Genomic DNA, 18,706 nt, shown 5'->3' with positions numbered 1-18,706 from the left:
GTTTTGGAACTTGTGCGTTGATGTCWTTTAACCACTCATATCTCTTTCGCTTCTTGATCTTTGTAAATCGTTTCTGTAAATCTAACTGTGAAACAGATTTTCCAAATAGCTTATAGTATCTATCACTCATTCTTTTACAATAGTTATAAGCGAATCTTGAAGCWCCAGCATGRTTTCTAAGCACTTTTTCTTGTTCAGGCGTTGGAATCAGTCTGACTTTCTTCGCCAATATCATCAGAAGTCAACTCCTTAATCATCTGATTGATTTTTTCTACTTTCGCAACATTCACGCTCACCATTTCTAGCCACGTTGTAGTTCAATCAGCTTTAGGGATTGCCCGCAGTTAACCCTCACTACTAGCCAATCACTTGACTAGCAGGGCTTACTGATATCTTTAATTAACTTTGGTTATAATTGGTTAAATAAATCGTAACAGTTAGTTACCCTCTGTTAAGAGAGCATTTACTCTTAGCCTTACAGCAATATCAACCAAATCGTCCTGTAATGTAGTCTTCTGTACGCTTATCTGTAGGTGTTGTAAATAACTTGTTCGTATCTGTATATTCCACAACTTCTCCACTTAAGAAGAAAGCGGTTTTATCTGAAATACGTGCTGCTTGTTGCATATTGTGCGTCACGATAACAATACTAAAATCTTTCTTTAATTCCTGAATTAGCTCTTCTACTTTTGATGTTGAAATTGGATCTAGCGCCGACGTTGGCTCATCCATTAAAATTACGTCTGGCTCAATCGCTAAGCAGCGTGCAATACATAGGCGCTGTTGCTGTCCACCAGATAAACCGTATGCATTATCGTGCAAACGATCTTTTAACTCATCCCAAATAGCTGCTCCGCGTAAGCTGTTCTCAACGATTTCATCAAGTGTTTTTTTGTCACGAACACCATGGATTTTCGGGCCATATGCTACATTTTCATAAATAGATTTTGGGAATGGATTTGGCTTTTGGAACACCATTCCCACATGCGTACGCAATTCTTCAACCGGATATGACTTTTCGAATATGTTTCGTTCTCTATATTCGATAACGCCTGTAGTTCGAACGATAGGCACTAACTCTACCATACGATTTAGTGTTTTTAAGTACGTTGATTTACCACAACCACTTGGACCGATAATCGCTGTTACTTCATTCTCATGAATACTTAAGTTGATATCTTTTAAAGCGTGGTCTTCTCCGTACCATAAATTTAAATTTTTCGTATCAAATACCACTTTTTTTGGTGCTGTCTCAATCTTTTTCTCGTTTTTCACCTGTACATTTACTACTGTTGCTACCATTTGAATTCCCCTTTCATCCACTTCCAACTTATTTTCGATTTCGTAACCATAAGACAAATATATTTATAAAGAGCAACAATCCTAACAAAACAATCATCCCGGCTGCTGCTACATACTGAAATTCTTCTTGTGGTCTACTCATCCAATTAAAAATTTGAATTGGTAAAACCGTAAATCTATCAAACATACTGAACGGAACATAATTTGCAAAGGCAAGGGCCCCAATGACTAATAATGGTGCTGCCTCACCAATTGCTCTCGATACCGCTAACGTACATCCCGTTACAATTCCTGGTAAAGCTACTGGCAATACAATTTGATACATCGTTTGCCACTTCGTAGCACCTAATCCGTAAGAAGCCTCTAGTAATGAGCTCGGCACAGTTCGAATCGCTTCTTGACTAGCTACAACAACAGTTGGTAAGACGAGTAAACTCATCGTCAGTGCCGCTGCAATTATGCTCTCTCCTAAATGGAGAGCGTATACGAAAATAGTTAACCCGAGTAAACCAAACACAACGGAAGGTACCCCTGCTAATGTTTGATTATTTAATTCAATTAACTTTTTAAAAACGGACTCCTTCGCATAATGCTCTAAATAAAGAGCTGTTCCGACTCCAAATATAAAAGAGACCGGTATAACAATGCTCATAAATAGTATTGTTCCTGACAAAGCAGCGACAATCCCAGCTTCTCTCGGATTACGCGAGGCGAAGTTTGTAAAGAAATCTATTGAAAGATAACTTATACCTTTTTCAAAAATTTGAAAAAGCAATATAAAAAGTATTACTACTGAAAACAAAATTGCTATATAAAACAAACACTTGTAAATCCGATCCTTTAAAAAACGTGATGCCATATTTTCTTGTATTTTTTTATGGTTTAACATTCGCATATTATGTCACCCTCCTAAAACGGCGCATAATATATTGCGAAATGATATTCATAATAAAAGTAAACATAAATAACGTTGCACCTACAGCATACATGCTGTAATAAGTAATCGTTCCGTGCGGAGCATCTCCTAAACTCACTTGTACAATATAGGCTGTTAATGTTTGAATAGAATGAGTCGGATCTATCGATACATTAGGTGTGGATCCAGCTGCAATAACAACAATCATCGTTTCACCAATTGCTCGAGAAGCTGCTAATATAATCGCTGCCATTATGCCCGTAAAAGCCGATGGAAACACCACTTGTTTTACCATCTCAAAACGAGTCGCTCCTAGCGCTAATGAGGCTTCTTTAATTCCTTTTTCTACAGCTCTCATCGCATCTTCAGATAGAGACGCAATCGTCGGGATCATCATGAACCCTATAACAATACCCGGACTAATAGCATTAAAAAACTGCAAATCTGGTATAACGCGTTGTAAAAGTGGTGTGACAACTGTTAACGCGAAAAAACCATATACAATTGTCGGGATGCCTGCTAGTAGCTCTAACAACGGTTTTAATATTTTCCGAGCGCCATTCGAAGCGTATTCGCTTAAAAACACGGCACAACCTAAACCAATAGGAATTGCTACGAACATGGCAATTGCTGTTACAAGGATTGTTCCACATATAAGTGGTAATATACCGAATTTCGGATCTTCAAAAAAAGGTAACCATTCTTTCTCTGTCAAAAAAGAATACAATGATATCTTTTGAAAAAACATGATTGTTTCATTTGCCAACGTAATAATAATTCCAAGTGTCGTTACAATGGACACGCTAGCAATGACTTTTAGTATTAACGGAACAATTCGATTGATTCGCTGCGTTTTTTTTCTTCTATTTGTATTTCTCTCAATCAAATGTTGTACAGAAAATGTAATTTGACTTTTGTCATTATGAGCCAAAGATGAAAACCCCTTTCCACCCTGACATTACCTTTTTATTTCTGTTAACATTCGCAGCTGTTCATTATATTTTTCTTTTGGTAATTTTACATATCCGACCTCTTCAGCAAGGCTTCCAACATGCTTAATCATAAACTCAACATAATTTGCTACATTAATTTTATTTCTGATAGATGCATGATTCACATACGTAAATAGCGGCCTAGATAATGGCTTATACGTACCCGATTGAATGGTCTCTTTCGTTGGAAATACACCATCCACCTGTATTGCTTTTACCTTATCTCGATTGGCCATATAATAAGCATATCCTACAAAAGCAATGGCATTTTTATCATTCATTACCCCTTGCATAATAACTTGATCGTCTTCAGACAAAGAAACCGTTTTTACAAGGCGATTATTTTGTAAGACAACATTTTGGAAATAATCATAAGTACCAGAGTCTACGCCTGGCGCATAAAATTTAACTTGTTCACGTGGCCATGATGAATGAATTTGTGACCACCGTTTCAATCTTCCATTTTCACTCCATAATAGACGTAACTCGTCTATCGTCATATTGTTTACCCACGTATTTTGATGATTCACAACAATCGTTAGACCATCATAAGCAACCTCAAATGGTGTAAATTGAATGGAGTTTTTCTGCATTGCATTTTCTTCTACCGGTTTCATCAATCTCGAAGCATTGTTTATATCTACTTCTCCTTTACTGAAACGATTAAATCCTCCTCCTGTCCCAGAAATACTAATAGAAATTTTCACGTTTGGATGGGCCTTTGTATATTCCTCTGCTACTGCCTCTATAATAGGAAAAACCGTTGAGGATCCATCAACTCTCACTTCTCCCATTTCATTTGTAGCGAATGCAGTAGACATATTAAAACAAAGGAAACATGTCGATAATGTCAAAACTTTAATCGATGCGCTCATCCATTTCACGTGTTCTTCCTCCTAGAAGTAACCGGAAATAACAGGATTACAGATATAAGAATACTGCTAAACTATTAATTCGGTTTTAATTGTTTGTAAAAGTTTTGTAAAGTTCCACAAAAACAACTGTATACACAAACTTTATTTTCACTTTTGTACTTTAGATGCAGGAAATTTTCTAATCATCCATAAAACTGCTATCACCTATCACACAAGACAAACTTAGAGCGTATGCACTCATCTTGTTATGTTCATCGTTTTTGAAACTACATGTTTTTTTCAACATTTTACGCTTGTCCACATTTACTAAACCATATGCATAAAGCATAAAAAAAAGCACACTATCTTTTCAGATAGTGTGCTTTTTTTATAACTTTTTTATTCATCATCTTGTGCATTACTTTTTTTCTCTTTTTCATCTTTTGGAGCTTCACCAGTTAATGCTTGTTTTTTCAAATCAAAGTAAGCGTCCATTATTTCACGACCAATATATCCATTAATCCCTGTTTTATCATCATGTACCCATGGCACAACAACAGAAAATGCTACTTCTGGATCTTCAAGTGGCGCATAACCTACTAATGTTAAGTTATATGTTTCTTTACGCTCACCTTTTTCATTTCTACCAATCTCTTTATCTCCGCCATATACAGTTTGAGCTGTACCTGTTTTCCCAGCGGCTTTATATGGTGCACCTGCAAAGTATTTTGTAGCTGTACCACCTGTATCGTTAAACACTTGTCTAAATCCTTCTTGAACACGTTTAATTTGTGATTCAGGCATATCAACACGATTTAATACTTTCGGTTCCATGGATTGAACAACTTTTCCAACTTCCTCGGGCTTCGCCGATGGCTGACGAATTTCCTTTACAACTTGAGGTTGCATACGATATCCACCATTTGCAATCGTCGAAATATATTGCGCTAATTGAAGCGGTGTATACGTATCATACTGTCCGATTGATAAATCTAATAAGAAACCTGGTTGATTCCCTTTACCTATTTGACCAGCAGTTTCGTTTGGCAAATCAATTCCTGTTTTTACACCAAGTCCAAACTGCCCAAAATAGTAACGCATAGTATCAAATGCTTTTTGCGGGATATCTAACGTACCGCCTCGTACGTATGGAACCCCTGCAATATTCATCGCTGTTTTAAACATATAAACGTTAGAAGACATTTTTAACGCTGTAAGGTCATTAATATACCCCATCGTTTTCCAAGATGACTTCCTAGGTGTCCCTTTTAATATAATTGGTTCATCTAACTGTACAGATCCAGGTTGAATTGCACCAGTTTGATATCCCGTAAGTACTGTCGCACCTTTTACAGTTGAACCCATCGGATAAGAACTCGTCATCGTTCCTAATGCGAAATCTTTTACTTTCGTTTCGCCGCCTTCATTCACTAGTTGTTTCCCCGCCATAGATAAAACTTCACCATTTTTCGGGTTCATCATTACAACGAATGCACGGTCTAAAAGAGGTTCGCTCCCTTTAAATCTCATTAAGTTTTTCTCAAGAATCTCTTCTACACGCTTTTGTAATGCCATATCGATTGTTAAATTCAGATCGTTACCTCGTTGTCCTTGTGACACATTAATAGTTTCTAAAATATTACCATCTTTATCTGTAACATTTCTAACTTCAGATTTTGTACCGTGTAAACTATCTTCATATTGTTGCTCAAGGTAACTTTTTCCTACGCGATCATTACGATTATAATCACGAACAAGATAGTAATCTAATCTTTCTCTCGGTAGCCCTTCATCAGAAGAAGTTACACTACCAAGTACACTTCGGAACATATCGTCATACTTATATTTTCKCTCCCAGTCAACATTTGTATCTACACCTGGTAATTTCGCTAAATTTTCACTAATAATCGCGTATTCTTCCGGTGTTGCATTTTTTTTAACGATTTGCGGCGTCATTGCATATCCGCTTTCCATCTTACTTTTGATCGCCAATATTTCTAAATCTTTTGCTGACAGTTGATTAATCTCTTCTTCTGTTACACGATTTCGTTGACGTTCATCCAGTTCTTTATCGTCAATTTTATTTGTTTTAAGCTCTTCACGATCTTTTTTTGTGATTTTTGTTTCTGCTTCTTCTTTATGTAAAGCAAGCCAATAATCTTTTTTATCGCGATCTGTTAACTTATCTGTTGGGACTTCAATTAAATCTGCTAACTTTTTCGCCGTTTCTAAGCGATCTGCTGCAGTTGATCCCTTCATTTTTGTAAATGTAATTGTACGAATAGGCTCATTATCTACGACCGCTTCTCCATTACGATCAAATATTTTCCCGCGTGGTACAGGATTACTTATCGTTGAATTTTCTTTTTTCTCAACTTCATTTTTATATTCCTCGCCACGAACAATTTGTACGTATCCAAGCCTTACAATAACTGCGGAGAACATTAAAAACACGCAAAAAAACAACACGTTTAACCGAAAGGGAACGTGGGTTTTTGTCTTTGTTTGGTTCTTTTTCTGCTTCTTACTCATACAAACCCCCTCTACCAACAGCTATGTAATGTGAAAGGGACACCTTCATACAGGTGCCCTCACTGCTGTCTTACATCTTTTTCTATTCTAGCATAAAACAAACGATAAGTTAACCTTCTGGTTCAGTTTGATTCTGCGTGGTTCCTTGCGCTACAACGCTGGTTTTGTTCACATTTCCCTCATCATATTTGACATTTTTAACTGCAAAATAAATAAGAAAATGTCCAGCTCCTAAAATACATAGTAAGAACGGTAAACTTTTTTCAGGAGGAAAGAATGTTACAGCACATAAAAAACTTAAAATGGAACAAATTCTTCCGGCATTTAACCATAATTCCCTGACAACTACATATTCTACACGCCATTCTCTCGCCTGTTTTGCTCTACCAATTACATCGTATGTCATGGATCCGTACGGAACGAGTAAAATGGGATATGCAACCGCAATACATGCTGCATAAATAAGTAATTTCGTATATGTAACATTGAAAATAACTAAAAATACGACCGCATATAAAATAATGCCACCAAGTAAAATTGCTTTTTTTCGCCATTCTTTCTTTAACAGACGAGTAACTAAATAATAGCATACAAATGATACTGCAGAATTCACTAAACTATACTTCCCTAGTGCTAACTCGCTACCAGATGCTAAATAGACGTATACCGAAATAACGAAAATAAACGTTCCCTCTCTCAAGCCTTGGAAGAAATGAGCACGCGTAATTCTTCCCCAGTTTTCATCAACTTGCCGCTCTTTCAATACTTGCACAATTTCATAGCGTCCTTCACATTCCCTCTTCGATAAAAAAAAGCTTAGAACGACTGCAACCGCAAATAGCATTAACGAGAGGAAGAAAACGACAGTATAACCGCTCCATTTTTCCATACGTGAAATTGTATATCCTGCAGCTATCGGTCCAATCATTCCAGAGAAAGATGTAAGAAGTCCGAGAAAACCGTTAAAAAAATCTCTTGTTTCTGGTTCTGTGATCTCAAATGTCAACAAGTTAAAAGCGAGCCAATAGAAACCATAACCAACTCCTAAAAGGGCTCCCATTAGTAAAATATAGTGAGATGCACTTTTTCCCGCTACTAAAACGACGATAAAAAAAACAGCTAACGTGCCTACACCGATTCGCAATAAAATCGAGCGATCAATACGTTTCGCTAATTTCCCGCCCACAAGAAATGTTAGAGGCTGCAATACAACGCTGGCCAAATTATACAAGCCCAGATTTACATAATTTTGTGTTTGCTTCCATAAATAAATGTTTACAAACGTATTCGATAAAGAAATTGCGAGCGTGTATAAACCTCCTATAACGAGCAATAATACTAAATCCCGATTCACTTCAACATCACCAATTACATGTTTCCACTTCATACACAACTCTCCTTTACTTCATGTTCTAGTCTTCCAAAGACAAGCTCAATTATGTAAAAGGAGAGCATAGAAAAAAGCTAGGAGAAAACTCCTAGCTTTTTTCTAGCTGTATTAACTTCAATTATTTTGCTTCTTGGTAAAGTTTTTCAGCAACGTTCCAATCTACAACGTTCCAGAATGCACCGATGTAGTCAGGACGACGATTTTGGTAATTTAAGTAGTAAGCATGCTCCCAAACATCTAAACCGATAACTGGAGTTTTACCTTCAGTTAGAGGAGAATCTTGGTTTGGAGTGCTTGTTACTTCTAACTCACCATTGTTTACTACTAACCAAGCCCAACCAGAACCGAAGCGAGTTGCGCCAGCTTTTGCGAATTCTGCTTTGAATGCATCGAAGCTACCGAATTTCGCTTCAATCGCAGTTGCAAGTTCGCCTACTGGTTGTCCCCCGCCGTTTGGAGATAGGATTGTCCAGAAGAATGTATGGTTAGCATGTCCGCCACCATTGTTACGTACTGCTGTACGGATTGCTTCAGGTACTTCGTTTAAGTTTGCAACTAATTCTTCAACGCTTTTGTCTGCTAATTCTGCATGACCTTCTAAAGCAGCGTTTAAGTTTGTAATATACGTGTTGTGATGTTTTGTATGATGGATGTTCATTGTTTCTTTATCAAAGTGAGGTTCTAAAGCATCATACGCATAAGGTAAATTTGGTAATTCGTGTTTTGCCATTGTTATATTCCTCCCGGTTTATGTATTGTCACTACATATGTGACCTACAACTTCATTCTACCCTAATTGCCATAGGGTGCAAACAAATAAATCGCTTTGTCTTGCTATCATTAAAGTAGCAAAATTCCCACTTCTTTTCAATTAAAATGCTCATATATTCCGAAAAAAAGCTTCCTTCTACAAGGAAGCTTCCTGCTGACATAATAAACATATGAAATGGATATGGACCCTGTAGGACTCGAACCTACGACCGGACGGTTATGAGCCGTCTGCTCTAACCAACTGAGCTAAGGGTCCACGATTATGTATGTACCATTAAAAACAACTACATTCCCATCGGATATATCGTTTGAAAAATGTAAGATAAATTTACCATATACAAAAGAAAAGTGTCAATTGTATTTTTCTCTACTAAAAGAAGTAAATTAATAAAAAGAAATTTAGTCCTTTCTACTATATGTAAATATAATATATCTTGAGCTTCTCTAGATTCGTACGTTACAATGATTTTACACATACATAAAGGAAGTGAATCTATGTCCATTTTTACACAGCTAGCAAAAAGCGTATATTCGCCTAAAGATATGGCGCTTTTCCGTTTTCAAAAAATCGGTAAAACCATTTTGTATATTATGCTTCTTTGCCTAATCACTACTATTCCAAGAACTTTCTTGTACGGTAGCGTCATCCAAGATGGTGTTAACATGGTAAATAAAGTAATCGAAAAAGATTTACCTGATTTTAAAATTGAAAATGGCGAGCTAACAGCTGATATTGATCAACCTATCGAAAAAGAAGATGGAAATGCCCTTTTCGTATTTGATCCAAATTCAACAGACTTAGAAAAATATCAAAATAAAACAGGTTTATTTGTTTTAAAAGATAAAGTAGTCTCCATGGGGAATGGTCAAACACAAACATACTCCTACAATGACTTATTAGGCGCATCTCTTGAGAAAAAGGATTTACAAGATTTCATTTCGTTATTTGACAGTATTTATCCAATCTTATTATTCGTTATTGGGTTCTTACTGTACTTGTTCCAATTATTTATTACCTTTGTAGGAGTTACATTGCTTGCCTTCATCGGTTCTGCGATGAGCGGTCAACGCAAATTATCTTATAAACAAGTTTGGACATTAACTGCTTACAGCTACACAATTCCAACAATCTTCTTTATGATTATGGATTTATTCAAAATAAACGTACCTGGTGCAACATTCATTTACATTGCAGTTGTTTTAATCGTTCTATACTTAACAATTAAAGAAGTTCCAAAACCGAAAGAAAAACAAGAACTATAAAAAAATGCCTAAATAGGCATTTTTTTTTTGGACAAGCATATATTCCTAGCAAAGGAGTGAAGGATATGAAGAGATTAGGTGTACTCTTATTCGTGCTTGTCCTCGGTTATATATTTTATTACGACATAAAAATCGGTACTTTACCGATGTTAAGTTCATACAAAAAAACCTCTGCTGCCCAAACGATAAAACAAGAAAATACAGATACAAAACAAAATAAAGAGAAAGAAACAGAAAAAGAAACGGATACAACTTATAAAGCAATCGAAGTAAAAACTGGCGATACAGTTCTTTCTATTACAGAAGCGATTAATAAGAAAAAAATTCCTTCTATTGAAAAAGTAATTGATGATTTTAAGCAATTAAATAAAAATACATCTGCTACAAAAATCCAAGTTGGAAAGTCTTATAAATTCCCGTTATATCAATAAGCAATCACTTAATCCTTGTCAATTACATAAAGGCGCTGATACAATAGTAAAAGTGAAACCGAGTACTTTGGTTTCCATAGCCCTTTCTCACACATACTATCATTGATGTAAGGGACTAAAATAAGAAACTTCTTTTATAAGGAGAGCGATCAATTCGTGAATGAAATGACTCAGCGTACAAAAACACGTCCAGTTAAAGTCGGTAATTTAACAATTGGCGGTAACAATGAATTAATTATACAAAGTATGACGACAACAAAAACACATGATGTTGAGGCTACAGTTGCTGAAATTAAACGTTTAGAAGAAGCTGGCTGTCAAGTTGTTCGTGTTGCTGTTCCAGACGAACGCGCAGCAAATGCTATTGCTGATATTAAAAAACAAATCAACATTCCACTTGTTGCTGATATTCATTTTGATTATCGCCTTGCTTTAAAAGCAATCGAAGGCGGCATTGATAAAGTACGTATCAATCCAGGTAACATTGGACGTCGCCATAAAGTAGAAGCTGTTGTAAATGCAGCGAAAGAGCGTGGCATTCCAATCCGTATCGGTGTAAATGCCGGTTCATTAGAACGTCATATTTTAGAAAAGTATGGATATCCAACTGCTGATGGTATGGTCGAGAGCGCACTGCACCATATTAAAATTTTAGAGGACTTAGATTTCCACGATATTATCGTATCAATGAAAGCCTCTGATGTTAACTTAGCAATTGAAGCATACGAAAAAGCTGCTCGCGCTTTTGATTATCCATTACATTTAGGTATTACAGAATCAGGAACATTGTTTGCTGGAACTGTAAAAAGCGCCGCTGGTCTTGGAGCAATTTTAAGTAAAGGTATCGGAAATACACTTCGTATTTCTTTAAGTGCTGATCCAGTTGAAGAAGTAAAGGTTGCACGTGAACTATTAAAGTCATTCGGTCTTGCATCTAATGCCGCAACACTTATTTCTTGTCCAACTTGTGGTCGTATTGAAATCGACCTAATTAGCATTGCTAATGAAGTCGAAGAATACATCTCTACACTTAAAGTTCCAATTAAGGTTGCAGTACTCGGCTGCGCCGTAAACGGTCCTGGTGAAGCTCGTGAAGCTGACATCGGTATTGCCGGTGCACGCGGAGAAGGTTTATTATTCCGTAAAGGGCAAGTCGTTCGTAAAGTACCAGAAGAAACAATGGTAGAAGAACTGAAAAAAGAAATTGATGTAATCGCTGCTGAAATGGCTGCCGAACGAGAAAAAGAAAAACAGGAACAAGAACAATAAAAAAAGGTTGCCCACAATTTTTGTGAGCAACCTTTTTTCACATTTAAATTAAAAACTCGTCAGTTATATAACCGACGAGTTCTCTTATTTTGCACATTTTGGACAACGACCATATATTTCGAACTTATGTCCCGTTACCTCATAACCTTTAAAATCTTTATTCATAAAATCCATTGGGCAAGAAGTGATTTCTTTCGTACCACCACAATCTAAACAAATGAAATGATGATGATGTTCCATAATAGAGCACATAAAACGAAAATGTTTTTCACCATTTAGTTCCGTTTGCTCTAAAACACCAATTTCAGCAAAAACCGTTAAGTTACGATAAATCGTATCGAAACTAAGTCCTGGATAATCATCCTTCATATGTTCTAAAACATCTTTTGCGGTTAAATAACAATTATGCGCCGCAAATAATCTTAGCATCTCTTCCCTTTTCCCCGTATGTTTATATCCTTTTTCCTTCATTAGGCGTAAAGCTTCTGTTAGATTCATACCTATCCCTACTTTATGCAGTTTTTTTCTTCTTCCATAAAATCGCACCGATTAAAATAAGAACCGCTATCATAACAATTGTACCACCTGGTGCTAGATCAAGTTGATACGAAGCAAACATTCCACCAATTACTGCAATTTCACCAAATAAAATGGAAAAGAAAATTGTTTGTTTAAATCCTTTTGCAATACGAATACTTGCTGCAACTGGTAACGTCATTAAAGATGATACGAGAAGAACACCTACAACACGCATTGATACCGCAATTACAAGAGCAACTAATATAATGAAAATAAAGTGAATCCACTTTGCACTCAAACCGGTTGATACAGCGTATTCCTCATCAAATGATAGTAAAAACAACTCTTTGTATAATAAAACAATCGTTATAATAACTACAATTGCTACTATACCAATAATAATTAAATCTGCACTTGTCACAGCACTTACACTACCAAATAAATAACTAAATAAATCCGTATTAAATCCATTAGCAAGTGAAATGAAGATAACTCCAATCCCCATCCCTGCTGAAAGTATAATCGGAATTGCTAACTCTTGATAATGTTTATATACAGTACGTAATTTTTCAATTAGCAATGCTCCACCGATTGAAAAAAACATTCCCATATATAAAGGGTTTAAAAACCCTCCAGTAAAGATTGTCTTTTCAAGTAATAAACTAGCTGCAATTCCTGATAACGTCACATGACTTAATGCATCCGCAATAAGCGACATGCGGCGAATTACAACGAACACGCCGATAAGTGGTCCGACAAGCCCAATTAAAACACCAGCGTATAAAGAATTACGTAAAAAATCATATTGTAAAAAATCCTGTATCATTATATCCTCCCGTGATGCCCATGTTCATGTTCTAAGCGATGAACATGATGCCCATATAAAATCGACATTTCTGCATCTTCTAACTCTCGGAATTTCTCTACATTCCCATGGAAATGTAGATGCTGATTTAAACATGCAACATGTGTCACCTTCTCTGTTACAGCACCCATATCGTGCGTAACAAGAATTAACGTGATCCCTAGCCTTTTGTTTAAATCCTCTAGTATCTCATAGAAGCTTTCCACATTTTTCACATCGATTCCAACAGTAGGTTCGTCCAAAATAAGCAATTCCGGATTACTTACAAGTGCACGAGCAATAAATACACGCTGTTGTTGTCCACCAGAAAGTTCTCCAATGTTGCGACCTTGAAACTCACTCATACCTACATCAGCAATCGCTTTTTCTACTTTCGCATTATCGTCTTTCGTAAAAAAGCGAAAAAGCCCCTTTTTCGAAACGAGCCCCATTGAAACAACTTCAAAAACAGTTGCTGGGAAACCTGAGTTAAAACTACTTGCCTTTTGGGATACATAACCAACTTTATTCCACTCTTTAAATTTCTTACTATCAATACCAAACAATCTAATACTTCCTTGCTTCGGTTTTAAAACACCCAATAAACATTTAAGTAAAGTCGATTTCCCTGAACCATTTGGTCCAACTAAACCTAAAAAAGCTCCCTTCGGAACTTGCAAATTAATATCTTCTAACACGTTTCGATCTTCATATCGAAACGTTAATCCTTCTATTTCCAATATATTATTCATATCATCTCACCTATTTTAATTCAGAATGATTCCGATTTATCTCTATTTGAATTATAGTACAGCTTATTATAGTTGTAAACCAATCTGCCTAAAATATATTCTTTATTTCAAGAAACCTTATTATTATAACAAAAAGCAGAGAAGAATTCTCTGCTTTCAAAAGATATTACAATTAACTTTTTAGTGAATTGCTGATTTAAACTTACCACCATTTGTCTCTTGTGTATTCATAATCGTAACAAATGCGTTTTCATCAATTTCATGCACAATTGATTTTAACTTCGTCACTTCCAAACGTGTTACAACTGCATAAATAACTTCTTTTTCTTTATCTGTATAGCCACCTTTAGCAACAAGTTTTGTTGTTCCACGACCAAGGCGGTGTAAAATTGCATTTGATACTTCCTCATATTGATCCGATACGATTAAAACTGCTTTCGTTTCGTCTAATCCTTGAATTACCGTATCAATTGTTTTGAATGCGATATAGTACGTCATAACAGAATACATCGCTTGTTCAACACCAAAAACAAATGCTGCCCATGCAAAAATGAATAAGTTCACAAACATTACGAATTCACCAACAGAAAACGGTAATTTCTTCGTTAATAGAATTCCCATAATCTCCGTTCCGTCTAACGATCCACCATGACGAATAACAAGTCCTACACCAATCCCTAAAATAAGACCGCCGAAAACTGTTGCTAAAATCGGCTCTGTTGTAAATGGCGGTATAGCATGCAACGTTGATTCAATAAATGCTAAAGCTACAATTCCAAATGCTGAAGATAACATGAATGTTTTTCCAATTTGCTTATACCCGGAGTACATAAAAGGAATGTTGAGGATAACAACTAAAGTAGAAAAACTTAACCACCAAATATTAGGAGTAAGATAATCTAATATAAGAGAAATACCAATAATTCCACCATCAATAATTTTATTTGGCATTAAAAACAGTTCAATCGCTACCGCCGCACACGCTGCCCCAAAGACAATCATAACTAAACGATATACAAGATGAATAACACTTTCTTTTCGATGTTGCTTTTTCTCCATAAGTCCTCCCTATACTCTTTATCTATAGTTTCGTTCTTATATTATAACATAAGCTTCTTTTCCCCATTGAAAAAATGCACCTTGATACGAATATGTACAAGCTATGCTTACATATATTTCGATAGAAGAACGTGTGAAGGAGGACAACACGATGAACCTCATTAAACAAATTGTGAACAAAAAATTAAATCATATTTCTACAAAAGAGTTATTGAAATATAGTAAAGAATATGAAGTTTCAATTACGACTGCGCAAGCTGATCAAATTGTTTTACTTATGAAGGGAAAAAATATTAACATTTACGACAATAACGAACGACTAGAGCTCTTAAAACAAATAGCAAAAGTAACCTCCCCTGCTACTGCCCAACAAGTAAATACTTTATTTCAACAACTACTAAAATAAGGAGGGGAAAATCCCCTCCTTATTGCGCTTTAATTTTTTCAAGAATTCCTTCATCAAAAGTACCATTTTTCAGCATTTCAATTTCTAATTTATATGGTGGCTTCTTATCTTTTTTATCTTCACCTACATACGGCGTTTCAAGAATTTTTGGTACGTGCGTAAGTTGTGGGTGATACACAATGTGATGCAACGCCTTATAGCCAATATGACCAAAACCAATATTCTCATGACGGTCTTTTCCAGCTCCGCGTACATTTTTGCTATCGTTAATATGAAGTACTTGTAAACGATTTATCCCAACAATTTTATCAAATTCGTTTAACACACCGTCAAAATCATTTACAAGGTCATAACCTGCATCATGCGTATGACACGTATCAAAACATACAGATAGTTTTTCATTATATTTCACACCATCAATAATTTTCGCAATTTCTTCAAAGCTACGACCGCATTCTGTTCCCTTTCCTGCCATCGTTTCTAGCGCAATATTAACCGTCTGTTCTGGCGTTATTACTTCATTAAGCCCTTTAATAATTTGTTGAATACCAGCATCTGCTCCTGCACCAACGTGAGCTCCTGGGTGAAGAACAATTTGTGTTGCTACCCCTAACGCTGCCGTTCTTTCAATTTCCATACGCAGAAAATCAACACCTAATTGGAACGTCTCAGGTTTCGTCGTATTCCCAACATTAATAATATACGGAGCATGGACGATAATTTCCTCAATACCGTTTAGTTCCATATGTTTTCTTCCTGCTTCTATATTCAATTCTTCAATTGGTTTTCTTCGTGTATTTTGTGGCGCACCTGTATAAATCATGAACGTTGTTGCACCGTATGAAACAGCCTCTTCACTTGCTGCTAATAACATCTTCTTACCACTCATTGAAACATGAGATCCTATCTTTAACATACAATCACCTCTTCAATATACAATAGATATAATGATAGCATAATTTGTAGAAATATGTAGCGAATTGTTTGTTCACACAAAAGGCACTACATAGATTAAACTGACTATTTAAACACTCTGCACTCTATACTTAAATTAACCCAATAAAGTGAAACTTTAGTCAACGTTTTTTCTACCCCTCACTAATTATTAGTCTGCATTAATCGATTTTCTCTCAAGTAGTGAGATAAAAAAAAATAAGGGAAATCCCTTATCTTTTTTTATTGCTATATTTTTTCTTCACTTTGTCACGTTCTGTTGCAAGTTTTCGTTTATAGTTTGGTTTTACTTTTTTCGGCTTTTTAACAACTTTTGTTGCCATAACATCTAGTCCATCATTTGGTTTTTTACGGCTCTTACGACGACGACGGTCACCTAAATCCGCCCATTCATCTCCGCGTAAATCTACATGCTTAAACTCGATATGACGTTGTTTTTCCAAACTATCTAACGCTTCTTCATTTGCTGGATCATAAATCGTTACCGCAATACCTGAATGACCCGCACGTGCAGTTCTTCCAACGCGGTGAACGAAGAAGTCTAAATCTGATGGAAGTTCATAGTTAATAACATGGCTAATTCCTTCAATATCAATACCGCGTGCCGCCAAATCTGTTGCGACAATGTATTGGAACTCTAAATCACGAACTTGTTTCATCATTTTTCTACGATCACGTGGTGATAAATCACCGTGTATACGTCCTACTTTTAACCCACGTTCTGCTAATCCATCGGCTACTTCGTCAGCCTTCTTCTTTGTGTTTGTAAAGACAATTGCTAAATATGGTTTAAATTGAAGTAGCATATTTTTCACTAATTCAGTTTTATTACGGTGTCTTGAAGGCACAAGGTAATGATCAATATTTCCTGCTGCAACTTGCTTCGGATTAATATGAATATGTTCTGGATTCTCCATATATTTCTTCAAAAATGGTTTTAATTTTTGAGGAATTGTTGCAGAGAAAACTAACATTTGCAGATTTTTAGGCATACGTGCCGCAATTTTATCTACATCTTGAATGAATCCCATATCAAGCATTAAGTCCGCTTCATCGACAATAATAGTATCCGCTTTATAAACAAATAGCGCCTTTTCTTCTACTAAGTCTTTAATACGTCCTGGCGTTCCAACTACAATATGAGGTTGTTTTTTCAACTTTTCAATTGATCGTTGTTTATCAGTTCCGCCAATTAAACAGCGTGCTGTAATCATTTGATCTTCTGCACAGAACTTTGTTAGTTTCACAATTTCTTCGTAAATTTGTTGTGCTAACTCACGAGTAGGCGCTGTAATAACAAGTTGTACTTCTTCACGACTTGCATCAATTCTGTTTAATGTAGGAAGTAAGTATGCATGTGTTTTCCCAGAACCAGTTTGGGATTGTCCAATTATACTCACACCTTTTTTCACAACCGGGAAAATTTTCTTTTGAATTCCTGTTGGCTCTGTAAAGCGTAGTTCACGAACTGCATCTATTAAAAATGGTTTAAAATCATACTGTGTAAAAGTTTGTAGTGTCATAAGTTACACCTTCTTTCTAAAATTTCTACTGCGCACAAATCAGTCAAGTCTACATTATATCGAAATCTACAAGTAAAATCCATCTTTAGTTTAGGTTTTTATCTCAAAAACTAACCTTCTTTCCTTCCATTGCATATTGTATGTGTATATACCTAACTGAAGAAAGGAGGATTTCTCATATGTATCCGAAATCCCCAATAGGACAAATGTATCCTAATCAAGGACATCATTCTTATACACCATACCCAATTCCACAACTACCACCGATGGCACAAAAAAAGAAAAGTTTTCTTTCTAAACTCTTTAAAAAACACGATCCTACGGAGCCTTTCATGCAAATGGTCCCTCCCTATCGGCAAACAGATGGGCCACCGATGATGTACCAGCAACAGCAACAGCAATACCAACAGCAATACTCACAGCAATATCAACCGTATATGCAGCAACATCCCCAACAAATGATACCACCTCAAATGTATGAATCCAATGACACGCGCGGCGTCGCAACAACTGCCGCTGCGGCGACATCTAGCAGCGGCATCGGAAGCTTTCTTTCGAATCTAATTTCGAATCCAACTAATATGATAAATAATATCGAAAAAGTATCCCAAGTTGTTCAATCTGTAGGACCTGTCGTCGAGCAATACGGTCCAATTATGCGTAGTCTACCAAATATCGTCAAAATCCTCACCTCTGGAAAAAGCACGGAGGAAAAACAAACTGAAGACCAACCTAGAGAAGTTGAAGTAGCCACTCCAACTCCTCCACCAAAAAAGAGAAAAAGAAAAAAAATTGTGATTGAACCCATAATAGAAAAAGAATTACCAGAAGAGCCTGTTCAACAAATAGCAACAAAACCAAAACTATATGTGTAACAATCCTTTGTTTTCTATCTCCTCCTCCTTTATAATGTAATGGACTATGCACAC

General features: G+C 36.1%; 19 protein-coding genes and 1 tRNA gene. 5 read left to right on the top strand and 15 right to left on the bottom strand.

The window, feature by feature from the left end:
• The 9 genes from AC1DTM_RS09310 to AC1DTM_RS09270 form a co-directional block, all read right to left on the bottom strand.
• A partial coding sequence (locus tag AC1DTM_RS09310; RefSeq protein WP_477000184.1) for a helix-turn-helix domain-containing protein occupies window positions 1–235 on the bottom strand: 235 nt, incomplete at its 3' end.
• Window positions 236–486: 251 nt separating this feature from the next.
• Entirely contained in the window at window positions 487–1,302 is an 816-nt protein-coding gene (pstB, locus tag AC1DTM_RS09305) for a phosphate ABC transporter ATP-binding protein (protein WP_002160466.1), read from the bottom strand.
• Window positions 1,303–1,330: 28 nt separating this feature from the next.
• A complete protein-coding gene (pstA, locus tag AC1DTM_RS09300) occupies window positions 1,331–2,197 on the bottom strand; it encodes a phosphate ABC transporter permease PstA (RefSeq protein ID WP_002145719.1) in 867 nt (288 codons plus the stop codon).
• A 1-nt stretch (window position 2,198) separates the two neighbouring features.
• On the bottom strand, window positions 2,199–3,149 hold the full coding sequence (gene pstC / locus AC1DTM_RS09295; protein ID WP_002199339.1) for a phosphate ABC transporter permease subunit PstC: 951 nt from the start codon (window positions 3,147–3,149) through the stop codon (window positions 2,199–2,201).
• A gap of 27 nt (window positions 3,150–3,176) precedes the next feature.
• On the bottom strand, window positions 3,177–4,094 hold the full coding sequence (locus AC1DTM_RS09290) for a PstS family phosphate ABC transporter substrate-binding protein (RefSeq protein WP_199715061.1): 918 nt from the start codon (window positions 4,092–4,094) through the stop codon (window positions 3,177–3,179).
• A 369-nt stretch (window positions 4,095–4,463) separates the two neighbouring features.
• Entirely contained in the window at window positions 4,464–6,596 is a 2,133-nt protein-coding gene (locus AC1DTM_RS09285) for a peptidoglycan D,D-transpeptidase FtsI family protein (RefSeq protein ID WP_016106170.1), read from the bottom strand.
• 109 nt (window positions 6,597–6,705) lie between these two features.
• On the bottom strand, window positions 6,706–7,983 hold the full coding sequence (locus AC1DTM_RS09280; protein ID WP_016106171.1) for an MFS transporter: 1,278 nt from the start codon (window positions 7,981–7,983) through the stop codon (window positions 6,706–6,708).
• A gap of 121 nt (window positions 7,984–8,104) precedes the next feature.
• Entirely contained in the window at window positions 8,105–8,716 is a 612-nt protein-coding gene (gene sodA / locus AC1DTM_RS09275; RefSeq protein ID WP_001052029.1) for a superoxide dismutase [Mn], read from the bottom strand.
• A 223-nt stretch (window positions 8,717–8,939) separates the two neighbouring features.
• A tRNA-Ile gene (locus AC1DTM_RS09270) sits at window positions 8,940–9,013 on the bottom strand.
• 239 nt (window positions 9,014–9,252) lie between these two features.
• Here AC1DTM_RS09270 and yqgB point away from each other — a divergent pair.
• The 3 genes from yqgB to ispG all read left to right on the top strand — a co-directional run bounded on the left by yqgB (window position 9,253) and on the right by ispG (window position 11,720).
• Window positions 9,253–10,020, top strand: a complete 768-nt coding sequence (gene yqgB / locus AC1DTM_RS09265) for a protein YqgB (RefSeq protein WP_002034056.1) — start codon at window positions 9,253–9,255, stop codon at window positions 10,018–10,020.
• A 65-nt stretch (window positions 10,021–10,085) separates the two neighbouring features.
• Complete coding sequence (locus tag AC1DTM_RS09260; protein ID WP_016106172.1) at window positions 10,086–10,451, top strand: hypothetical protein; 366 nt, start codon at window positions 10,086–10,088, stop codon at window positions 10,449–10,451.
• 165 nt (window positions 10,452–10,616) lie between these two features.
• A complete protein-coding gene (ispG, locus tag AC1DTM_RS09255) occupies window positions 10,617–11,720 on the top strand; it encodes a flavodoxin-dependent (E)-4-hydroxy-3-methylbut-2-enyl-diphosphate synthase (RefSeq protein ID WP_165762451.1) in 1,104 nt (367 codons plus the stop codon).
• Between the two features lie 84 nt (window positions 11,721–11,804).
• Here the strand turns inward: ispG and AC1DTM_RS09250 are convergent, their stop codons facing one another.
• From AC1DTM_RS09250 to AC1DTM_RS09235, 4 genes are all read right to left on the bottom strand, one after another.
• On the bottom strand, window positions 11,805–12,218 hold the full coding sequence (locus AC1DTM_RS09250; protein ID WP_477000183.1) for a Fur family transcriptional regulator: 414 nt from the start codon (window positions 12,216–12,218) through the stop codon (window positions 11,805–11,807).
• Between the two features lie 13 nt (window positions 12,219–12,231).
• Window positions 12,232–13,065, bottom strand: coding sequence for a metal ABC transporter permease (locus AC1DTM_RS09245; RefSeq protein ID WP_002160460.1), 834 nt, complete (start codon window positions 13,063–13,065; stop codon window positions 12,232–12,234).
• Window positions 13,065–13,835 (bottom strand): metal ABC transporter ATP-binding protein, encoded by a 771-nt coding sequence (locus tag AC1DTM_RS09240; protein ID WP_002111871.1) that lies wholly within the window; start codon window positions 13,833–13,835, stop codon window positions 13,065–13,067. The genes AC1DTM_RS09245 and AC1DTM_RS09240 overlap by 1 nt, the downstream gene beginning before the upstream one ends.
• A 180-nt stretch (window positions 13,836–14,015) precedes the next feature.
• Window positions 14,016–14,894 carry a YitT family protein gene (locus tag AC1DTM_RS09235; RefSeq protein ID WP_002015168.1) on the bottom strand — a complete coding sequence of 293 codons (879 nt, stop codon included), beginning with the start codon at window positions 14,892–14,894 and terminating at the stop codon, window positions 14,016–14,018.
• 151 nt (window positions 14,895–15,045) lie between these two features.
• Here AC1DTM_RS09235 and AC1DTM_RS09230 point away from each other — a divergent pair, with 151 nt between their 5' ends.
• Entirely contained in the window at window positions 15,046–15,300 is a 255-nt protein-coding gene (locus tag AC1DTM_RS09230) for a DUF2624 domain-containing protein (RefSeq protein ID WP_001048958.1), read from the top strand.
• A 19-nt stretch (window positions 15,301–15,319) separates the two neighbouring features.
• On the opposite strand, the gene AC1DTM_RS09225 is transcribed toward AC1DTM_RS09230, so the two are convergent.
• Complete coding sequence (locus AC1DTM_RS09225) at window positions 15,320–16,216, bottom strand: deoxyribonuclease IV (protein WP_477000182.1); 897 nt, start codon at window positions 16,214–16,216, stop codon at window positions 15,320–15,322.
• A gap of 250 nt (window positions 16,217–16,466) precedes the next feature.
• A complete protein-coding gene (locus tag AC1DTM_RS09220) occupies window positions 16,467–17,777 on the bottom strand; it encodes a DEAD/DEAH box helicase (protein WP_002111874.1) in 1,311 nt (436 codons plus the stop codon).
• Between the two features lie 179 nt (window positions 17,778–17,956).
• Here AC1DTM_RS09220 and vrrA point away from each other — a divergent pair, with 179 nt between their 5' ends.
• On the top strand, window positions 17,957–18,652 hold the full coding sequence (gene vrrA / locus AC1DTM_RS09215; protein ID WP_016106173.1) for a VrrA/YqfQ family protein: 696 nt from the start codon (window positions 17,957–17,959) through the stop codon (window positions 18,650–18,652).
• Window positions 18,653–18,706 lie beyond the last annotated feature (54 nt).

Source organism: Bacillus sp. P4_D3, from assembly GCF_056401855.1.
Note: the sequence above shows the minus strand (reverse complement) of the source record. Positions and strands in the feature narration are given on the sequence as shown.